This window comes from Endozoicomonas sp. SESOKO3 (assembly GCF_024606255.1).
The window spans coordinates 1-1,228 of sequence record NZ_JAHHPR010000355.1 but is presented as its reverse complement, the minus strand read 5'-3'; the positions used below and the strand labels follow the sequence as shown (position 1 = coordinate 1,228).

The window sequence follows — 1,228 nt, the reverse complement described above, 5'->3', positions numbered from 1 at the left end:
CCTTCCATGGTGGAGTCATTGGTATTGGTGGTGGCCAGTACAGCGTATTCGCGGGAGTGGCGGATTTCCCTATCGGCTAAAGAAATTTTGTCAGAGCAGCTAACAAAAGCGTTATTCAGGGTCTTACAGGGGAACAAACCATTGCGACTACAGTCGTAATTATAAATTTTGTAAAAGGATTATTACTATGAACAGCCCTTCAGGCACAGCAAGCCCTTCATCGATTTCCGACCAGAATGTTCAGACGGGATCTGCGATGTTCAGCGTCAGCAGGCATCCGCCGGGAAGCACTACGACAATGTATTCAATGCGGCGATGCTATGAACATAAATATGCATTTCGCACTATTTGGCTAGACTTGGGCATTCCAGAGGCGCCTGACCCCCCTTTACAGTCCCATCTACTGAAAGGTGCTAAACGTCTGGAATCCCGGACGGTGGAAGTCTCTTCTTCCCGGCAAGCATCAACCGATTCACGAAAGCATACCGAAGCCAGCGAGGCTGAAATCCAGGCTGAGCTGGAGAGAATGCATGAACGTATTCAGGAGGATCACCAGCGTTATAGCGAGCTCTATAAACTGTTCATGAAAGCCAGGGATATTGCCAGACAGGCTGAACATGAATTGGATGTCGATGTTAATTTCTTAATGGAAGCGTCTCTATGTGAGCGGATGGATCAGCAGCAATTAGGGGTAATGGCTGATGAGCTGCATGAGAAAACCACAATGCTTGAGGCCAAAGATTGGGAGATTCGTGAACTGGAAAGAAAAATCCGGACGCTCACACAACGGGCTGACACGCTGCAGACTGATTTATCTGAAGCTCAGCAACAAATAGATCAGCTTAATAATGCCATATTCGAACACCGCGAAGAAAAATCTGCGCTACTCAGACAGACTGAGCAACTGACGAATAAGCTACGTGAGAAAACCACAATACTTGAAGCAAAAGAAGAGCAAATGTCGGTAACGGAATCTCAAAACGTTAATATGCTTAGAAGGCTAAACGATATGCATCAGAAGCTGACGGCCAGGGGGGCAGACGTGGTACCCAAAGATATGCTCTCTCAGCTTCAGAATGATCTGCGACAGACCCGGTCTCTTTTGCAGGCAAAAGAGGATGAGGCGAGCTCTCGAGTCGCTCAATCGAGACAGTGGGCTACCGACAGGGCGGTTATGGAAAGAGAGATTGAAACCCTTAGGGCTGAGCTGAGAGCACTCTCAATGGGC

Annotated in this window: 1 protein-coding gene; it reads left to right on the top strand. The window is 48.0% G+C overall.

Annotated elements, in window-relative coordinates; all coding sequences use genetic code 11:
- Positions 1–187: 187 nt before the first annotated feature.
- Positions 188–1,228: hypothetical protein (locus tag KDK18_RS06315; RefSeq protein ID WP_257254023.1), on the top strand; the 1,041-nt coding region annotated here is incomplete at its 3' end.